The sequence below is a fragment of the Streptomyces sp. NPDC051320 genome (genome assembly GCF_040682175.1).
Lineage (GTDB): Bacteria > Actinomycetota > Actinomycetes > Streptomycetales > Streptomycetaceae > Streptomyces.
Map to the genome: position 1 here is coordinate 213176 of NZ_JBFBAL010000002.1, position 7621 is coordinate 220796.

5 protein-coding genes are annotated in these 7621 nt (G+C 69.4%); all 5 read right to left on the reverse strand.

Annotated features, from left to right (window positions below):
• Window positions 1-60 precede the first annotated feature (60 nt).
• Window positions 61-816 (reverse strand): TIGR03936 family radical SAM-associated protein, encoded by a 756-nt coding sequence (locus AB0M87_RS05100; protein WP_365850250.1) that lies wholly within the window; start codon window positions 814-816, stop codon window positions 61-63.
• 120 nt (window positions 817-936) lie between these two features.
• On the reverse strand, window positions 937-2172 hold the full coding sequence (locus AB0M87_RS05105) for a hypothetical protein (RefSeq protein ID WP_365850251.1): 1236 nt from the start codon (window positions 2170-2172) through the stop codon (window positions 937-939).
• A gap of 57 nt (window positions 2173-2229) precedes the next feature.
• A complete protein-coding gene (locus tag AB0M87_RS05110) occupies window positions 2230-4152 on the reverse strand; it encodes a TIGR03960 family B12-binding radical SAM protein (RefSeq protein WP_365850252.1) in 1923 nt (640 codons plus the stop codon).
• A gap of 97 nt (window positions 4153-4249) precedes the next feature.
• A complete protein-coding gene (gene rodA, locus AB0M87_RS05115) occupies window positions 4250-5443 on the reverse strand; it encodes a rod shape-determining protein RodA (protein ID WP_365850253.1) in 1194 nt (397 codons plus the stop codon).
• Window positions 5444-5446: 3 nt separating this feature from the next.
• Window positions 5447-7618, reverse strand: a complete 2172-nt coding sequence (mrdA, locus tag AB0M87_RS05120; RefSeq protein ID WP_365850949.1) for a penicillin-binding protein 2 — start codon at window positions 7616-7618, stop codon at window positions 5447-5449.
• Window positions 7619-7621: the final 3 nt, after the last annotated feature.

Here is a 7621-nt window from a genome sequence, read left to right on the forward strand (position 1 = left end):
GCGACTGTCCTTGCGCGGCGGGACCGTCCGGACTGCTGCCGCCGGCGGCCCCCGGCGAAGCTAGGGGGAGGCCGTCCCGGCGGCCACAGTGATAGCGGCCGGAGCTGCCTCGCGGTCGGGCGCGAGCGGGTCGGTCACCGTTCCGGACTCCTCGTCGAAGAGCCCCTGCGCCAGCCTGGTCACCGATGCGGCGACCGGCGGCGCCAGGTCGGCCACAGCGTGGAGACCGGACAGGACGTCGTCGGGCCGGACGGCAGGTGTCACGTGCCGCACAACCAGCCGCAGTATCGCACAGGGCACACCCCCCGGCCTATCGGACGCCGGACGCACAGCCTGTAGGCCGGCCACCGCGGCGCGGGCGTCGAAGGTTCTGACGCCGTTCTTGGTCTTGCGCTGCACCTCGACGGCCTCGGCTGCCAGGAACGCCGCCACTGCCTGCTCGGCGGTGTCGAGCGCGACACCGTCCAGCCGCATCTCCCATACGGACCCGGTCAGCCGGTCGGCGAGAGCGGAGGTCCGTGCCTCGACGGCGTCGGTGATGTCCAGGCCGTCCGGCAGTGCTTGGTCGAGAAGCAGTCGCAGCGCTTCGGGATCGCGCTTCTCGGCGAGGGCGATCTCCAGGAACTCGGCCTCGCTGCCCGTGCCGGTAGGTGCGGCATTGGCGTACGAGACCTTCGGGTGCGGTGTGAAACCTGCCGAGTACGCCATGGGCACCTCGGCCCGGCGCAGTGCCCGCTCGAACGCGCGCTGGAAGTCACGGTGGCTGGTGAACCGGAGGCGGCCGCGCTTGGTGTAGCGCAGTCGGATGCGCTGCACCGCCGGTGCGGGCGGCGGGCCTTCGGGCTGTCGCTTGCCCAGTGGTTCTTCTCCTCGGTGCGGGGCCGGCGCGGGGGGCGCGCCGCCCTACGGCGGGGTTCCCGGGGTACCGGGCCCGGCTCACCCCGGCTCGGCGGTTTTGTCGCCCAGCAAGGAGATCTCGGGCCCCGGTGCCGCGTCGGGGACAGTCGTTGTCACACCCAGAGTACGCGCCGCGGCCCCGTCAGGTTCCCGTACCTCGCTCGGACGGGCTCCGCCGGCCATCGCGTGCCAGGCGTCGCGCCGGACCTGCCGTACGGTTTCGCGCGCGGAGCGCAGCGCGGCGCGGGCGCTGCGACCGGCCTCGGCCGCGGCCCGTCCGGCCGGGCGCAGAATGTGGCCGTGCACCCAGCGCCCCACCGGTGCCACCACTCCCTGCCACATCCAGCGCACCGGGCGCCCCAGGAGGTTCCAGCCGAGCCACTTCAGCGCGCGGCCCACGGCCCGCGAGATGTGGCCGACGACACGCCAGGCGAAGCCGAAGGCGTCCAGGATCTCGCGCCCCACGACACGCAGGGCGCGGCCGACGGGCGTCAGAACGAACCGCCACAGCGCGACAGCCGGTACGACGAGGAGCCACCGCCCGAGCGCCGCGAGCACCAGGCCGGTACCGCGTGCGGTCCAGCGCGTGAACCAGGCCAGTCCGTGGCCGGCCGGGGTGAGGAGCTGCCGGTACACCCACACCACGGGCACCACCACGCCGTACTGGACCAACGGCACCAGCACGTACCGCCACAGCCCCACCCATGGCCACACGAACAGCGCCCGGCCCAGCCATCCCAGGGCGACCCCGCACCAGCGGCCCAGTGCGCCCACGCCGTGGCCCAACGGCGTCAGCACCCACCGGTACAGCGCCCCCACCGGCACCACGAGTCCGTACCGCACCAGCCATCCCAGAGCCGCCCCGAGCCACCGCATCAGCGCCGTGACCCCGTGACCCAACGGCGTCAGCACCCATCGGTACAGCCAGGCCGCTGGTACGGCGACCAGATACCGGGCCAGCACGGCGATGCCGTGGCCCACCGGCGTCAGCAGATACCGGTAGAGGCCGACCCAGGGCCAGACGAAAAGAGTCATGGCGACGAACCGGAGCACGTAACCGAGCGGTACGAGGAGGTACGCGTACAGCAAACGGCCCGCCCCGGCGGTGAGGCGCCGGCCGGCCCGGCCGCAGGCGGTGAGGGCGTCCCACACCAGCCGCAGCGGCAGAACCACCACCAGCACCACGATCCGCACCGGGATCCTGATCACCGTGGTCAGACACCCCGTCGGCTCCGGTTCCGGGCCGGGCTGCGGCGTCTTCTGCAGTTGCACCATGTCCCCCCGGACGACGCTGCCCGGCCACGTGGTTCCGTGACCGGGCGCAGGCGTCCGCTACTTGACCGTCAACGGCAGCAACTTCTTGCCGGTCGGCCCGATCTGGATGGAAGTGTCCATCTGCGGGCACACCCCGCAATCGAAGCACGGCGTCCAGCGGCAGTCCTCGACCTCGGTCTCGTCGAGCGAGTCCTGCCAGTCCTCCCAGAGCCAGTCCTTGTCGAGGCCGGAGTCCAGGTGGTCCCAGGGCAGCACCTCTTCGTAGGTGCGCTCCCGGGTGGTGTACCAGTCGACGTCCACGCCGAAGTCCGGCAGGGTCTGCTCGGCGGCCTTCATCCAGCGGTCGTAGCTGAAGTACTCGCGCCAGCCGTCGAAACGGCCGCCGCCCTCGTACACCGCGCGGATGACCGAGCCGACCCGGCGGTCACCGCGCGAGAGCAGGCCCTCGACGATGCCGGGCTTGCCGTCGTGGTAGCGGAAGCCGATCGAGCGGCCGTACTTCTTGTCGCCGCGGAGCTTGTCGCGGAGCTTGGCCAGCCGGGCGTCGGTCTCCTCGGCGGACAGCTGCGGGGCCCACTGGAACGGCGTGTGCGGCTTGGGGACGAAGCCGCCGATGGAGACGGTGCAGCGGATGTCGTTCTGGCCGGAGACCCGGCGCCCCTCGGCGATGACGTTGACCGCCATGTCGCCGATCTGCAGCACGTCCTCGTCGGTCTCGGTGGGGAGGCCGCACATGAAGTACAGCTTCACCTGGCGCCAGCCGTTGCCGTACGCGGTGGAGACCGTGCGGATCAGGTCCTCCTCCGAGACCATCTTGTTGATGACCTTGCGCAGCCGCTCGGAACCCCCCTCGGGGGCGAAGGTGAGACCGGACCTGCGGCCGTTACGGGTCAGCTCGTTGGCCAGGTCGACGTTGAACGCGTCGACCCGGGTGGACGGCAGGGACAGACCGACCTTGTCGTCGGTGTAGCGGTCGGCGAGGCCCTTGGCGATGTCGCCGATCTCGCTGTGGTCCGCCGAGGAGAGGGAGAGCAGCCCGACCTCTTCGAAGCCGGTCGCCTTGAGCCCCTTCTCGACCATCTCGCCGATGCCGGTGATGCTTCGCTCCCGCACGGGGCGCGTGATCATGCCGGCCTGGCAGAAACGGCAGCCGCGGGTGCAGCCACGGAAGATCTCCACGGACATCCGCTCGTGGACGGTCTCGGCGAGCGGGACGAGGGGCTGCTTGGGGTAGGGCCACTCGTCGAGGTCCATCACGGTGTGCTTGGAGACCCGCCACGGCACGCCGGACCTGTTCGGCACGACCCGGCCGATCCGGCCGTCGGGCAGGTACTCGACGTCGTAGAACCGCGGGACGTAGACGCCGCCGGTCCGCGACAGCCGGAAGAGCACCTCGTCACGGCCGCCCGGGCGGCCCTCGGCCTTCCAGGCGCGGATGATCTCGGTGATCTCCAGCACGGCCTGCTCGCCGTCACCGATCACCGCGCAGTCGATGAAGTCCGCGATCGGCTCGGGGTTGAAGGCCGCGTGGCCGCCGGCGAGGACGATCGGGTCGTCGATGGTGCGGTCCTTGGAGTTCAGCGGAATGCCCGCCAGGTCCAGGGCGGTGAGCATGTTGGTGTAGCCGAGTTCGGTGGAGAAGCTCAGCCCGAAGACGTCGAACGCCCTGACCGGGCGGTGTCCGTCCACGGTGAACTGCGGCACCTGGTGCTCGCGCATCAGCTCTTCGAGGTCCGGCCAGACGCTGTAGGTGCGCTCGGCGAGGACGCCCTCGCGCTCGTTGAGTACCTCGTAGAGGATCATGACGCCCTGGTTCGGGAGCCCGACCTCGTACGCGTCCGGGTACATCAGGGCCCAGCGGACGTCGCAGGAGTCCCAGTCCTTCACGGTGGAGTTGAGCTCTCCGCCCACGTACTGGATGGGCTTCTGCACCTGCGGCAGGAGGGCTTCCAGGCGGGGGAAGACCGACTCGACAGACATGTTCGGCGACTTTCGCTGGGCTGGCAGGGGTGACCATCCAGGCTACCCCGGCAGCCGGCTGCCCGGCGCCGCCCGCCGGGCAGCCCGTGGACGGGCGTCAGGCAGTTATCGGCCGCTGCACCCGGATCGACTGCAGCAAGCCGATCGCGATCCAGACCGCGAACATCGACGATCCGCCGTACGAAACGAACGGCAGCGGCAGACCGGCGACCGGCATGATGCCCAGCGTCATGCCGATGTTCTCGAAGGCCTGGAAGGCGAACCAGGCGATGATCCCGGCCGCGACGACGGTCCCGTAGAGCTCGGTGGTCTCCCGGGCGATCCGGCAGGCGCGCCACAGCACGATGCCCAGCAGGACGAGGATCAGTCCGGCGCCGAGGAAGCCCAACTCCTCGCCCGCGACGGTGAAGACGAAGTCGGTCTGCTGCTCGGGAACGAACTGTCCGGTGGTCTGCGAGCCGTGGAAGAGGCCGGTGCCGGTCAGTCCGCCCGAGCCGATCGCGATCCGCGCCTGGTTGGTGTTGTAGCCGACGCCTGCCGGATCCAGGGCGGGGTTGGCGAAGGCGGCGAACCGGGCGATCTGGTACTGGTCGAGCAGCCCGGCCTGCCAGACGCCGATGGCGCCGGCCACACCCGCGCCGAGCAGCCCCAGGATCCAGCGTTTGGACGCACCGGAGGCCAGCAGCACACCGAGGACGATCATCGCGATCACCATGACCGAGCCGAGGTCCGGCATCAGCATGATGATCAGTATCGGAACGACGGCCACGCCCAGCGACTTGGCCACCGTGCGGTGGTCGGGGTGTGCCTGGTCCCCGGCGTCGACCCGGGAGGCGAGGATCATCGCCATCCCCAGGATGATGGTGATCTTGGTGAACTCGGAGGGCTGCAGGGAGAACCCACCGCCGATGACGATCCAGGCATGGGCACCGTTGACCGTCTGCCCGAGCGGCGAGAGGACCGCGAGGATCAGCAGCACGGAGATCCCGAAGAGCACCGGCACCGCTCCGCGCAGGGTGCGGTGGCCGAGCCAGATGGTGCCGACCATCAGGCCGAAGCCGATGCCGGTGTTCATGGCGTGGCGCAGCAGGAAGTAGTACTGATCGCCGTGGGTGAGCGAGTCACGTCCGCGGGTGGCCGAGTAGACCAGCAGGGCACCGATGAACGACAGCGCCAGCGACGACAGCAGCAACGGCCAGTCGAGCCTGCGTACCAGCGAGTCGCGGGCGGACAGCTTGGACCACAGGCCCTGCTCGGTGGGCGCGTACCGGGCTACGGAGAAACCGCCCATGGTTCAGTCCCTCCGGCCTGTGGTGGCGGCGAGCGCCTCGGAACCGTTCGCGGGCAGCGTCGGCTTCGAGTCGGGCTTGTACGCGGTGACCGTCGGCGCCTCGATGGTGCCGTCCTTGGAGATCTTCGGCAGGGCGGTCTGCGGCTTCGGCAGCAGCGCCTTCTTGAGGTCCTGCTTGCCCTTGCCGTCGAGGCCGTACATGGCCTGGTAGATCTTGCGGACCGCGGGACCCGAACCACCGGATCCGGTACCGCCCTGGGAGATCGTCATGACGATCGCGTAGTCCTTGGTGTAGGTCGAAAGCCAGGACGTGGTCTGCTTGCCGGCGACCTCCGCGGTACCGGTCTTGGCGTGCAGTGCGATCTTGTCCTGCGGCCAGCCGCCGAACTGCCAGGCCGCGGTGCCGCTGGTGACCACGCCTTCCAGCGCCTTGTCGATGTACGAGACGGTCTTCTTCGTGTCGGGCAGCTTGCCCGCGACCGTCGGCTTGATCGGCTGCACCGTCCTGCCGTCGGCGCTGATGATCGCCTTGCCGACGCTCGGCTGGTACATCGTGCCGCCATTGGCGATGGCGGAGTACATCACGGCTTCCTGGATCGGAGTGAGGAGCGTGTCGCCCTGGCCGATCGCGTAGTTGACGGAGTCACCGGCACGCACCTGGTTGCCGTCGGTGCAGTTCTCGTACTCGATCTGCTCGACGTAGCTGCCGTGCTTCTTGCCCTGCTTGCACCAGAGGTCCTTGTTGGCCTCCCAGTACGCCTGCTTCCAGGCGCGGTCCGGGACGCGGCCGGTCACCTCGTCGGGCAGGTCGATACCGGTCTTCTTGCCGAGCCCGAACTGGTGGGCCGTCTTGAAGAACCAGTCCTTTGCGTGCTTGGGGTGATTGCCGCCGTCCTTCTTCCACTGGTCGTAGGCCAGGTAGTAGAAGACCGTGTCGCAGGAGACCTCGAGTGCCTTGCCCAGGCTGATGTCGCCGAAGCTCTCGCCCTCGAAGTTCTTGAAGACCCGGTTGCCGATGGACATCGACGAGGTGCACGGATAGCCGCCGTCGGGCGCGTATCCGGCGTTGACCGCCGCGCTGGTGGAGATGACCTTGAAGGTCGAACCGGGCGCCGACTGCCCCTGGATGGCCCGGTTCAGCAGCGGATAGTTGGACGAGGTCTTGGTGAGCTTGGCGTAGTCCTTGGCGGAGATGCCGCCGCTCCAGACGTTGGGGTCGTAGGTCGGGGCGCTGGCCATCGCGATGATCCGGCCGGTGTGCACGTCCATCACCACGGCCGCACCGGAGTCGGCCTTGTAGTTGCTGTGGGTCACCGAGTCGTACGTCTTGCGGAGGTTCTTCATGGCCGTCACCAGTTCCTTCTCGGTGATCGCCTGGATCCGCGAGTCGATGCTGGTGACGAGGGAGCTTCCGGGCTCCGCGGGGGTGTCGCCGGCCTTGCCGATGACCCGGCCGAGGTTGTCCACCTCGTACCGGGTGACACCCGACTTACCGCGCAACTGCTGATCGTACATCGACTCCAGGCCGGCTCGGCCGACCTGGTCGGAGCGGAGCAGCGGGTTGTCGGTCTTCTCCGACTTGGCCACCTCGTTGTCGGTGACCGGGCCGAGGTAACCGAGCACCTGCGCGGCGTTGACGCCGCCGGGGCCGGGGTAGCTGCGTACGGCGGTGGGTTCGGCGGTGATGCCGGGGAAGTCCTCGGTGCGCTCGCGGATCTGGAGGGCCTGCTGGGTGGTGGCGTCCTCGGTGACGGGGATCGGCTGGTAGGGCGAACCGTTCCAGCAGGGCTTGGGCGTCTTCGCGTCGCAGAGCCTGACCTTCGCGATGACGTCGGCGGGCTTCATGCCCAGTACGCCTGCGAGGCGGGTGAGGACGGCCTTGCCGTCGTCCGCCATCTTCAGCAGCTTGGTGCGGCTGGCGGAGACCACGAGCCGGGTCTCGTTGTCGGCGAGCGGCACCCCGCGTGCGTCGAGGATGGAGCCGCGCACGGCGGGCTGGACGACCTGCTGGACATGGTTGTTCTTGGCTTCGGCGGTGTATTGGTCGCCGTTGCGGATCTGCAGGTACCAGAGCCGGCCGCCGAGGGTGAGCAGGAGGGAGAAGACGAGGATCTGGATGACGACGAGCCGGATCTGCACCCGTGAGGTGCGACCGGTCTCGGGAATATTGCTCACTGC

Excerpts from the sequence above, each read along its gene's own strand:
- AB0M87_RS05105 (WP_365850251.1), bottom strand. The coding sequence starts at position 2,172 with ATGGTGCAACTGCAGAAGACGCCGCAGCCCGGCCCGGAACCGGAGCCG.
- rodA (WP_365850253.1), bottom strand. The coding sequence starts at position 5,443 with ATGGGCGGTTTCTCCGTAGCCCGGTACGCGCCCACCGAGCAGGGCCTG.
- AB0M87_RS05110 (WP_365850252.1), bottom strand. The coding sequence starts at position 4,152 with ATGTCTGTCGAGTCGGTCTTCCCCCGCCTGGAAGCCCTCCTGCCGCAG.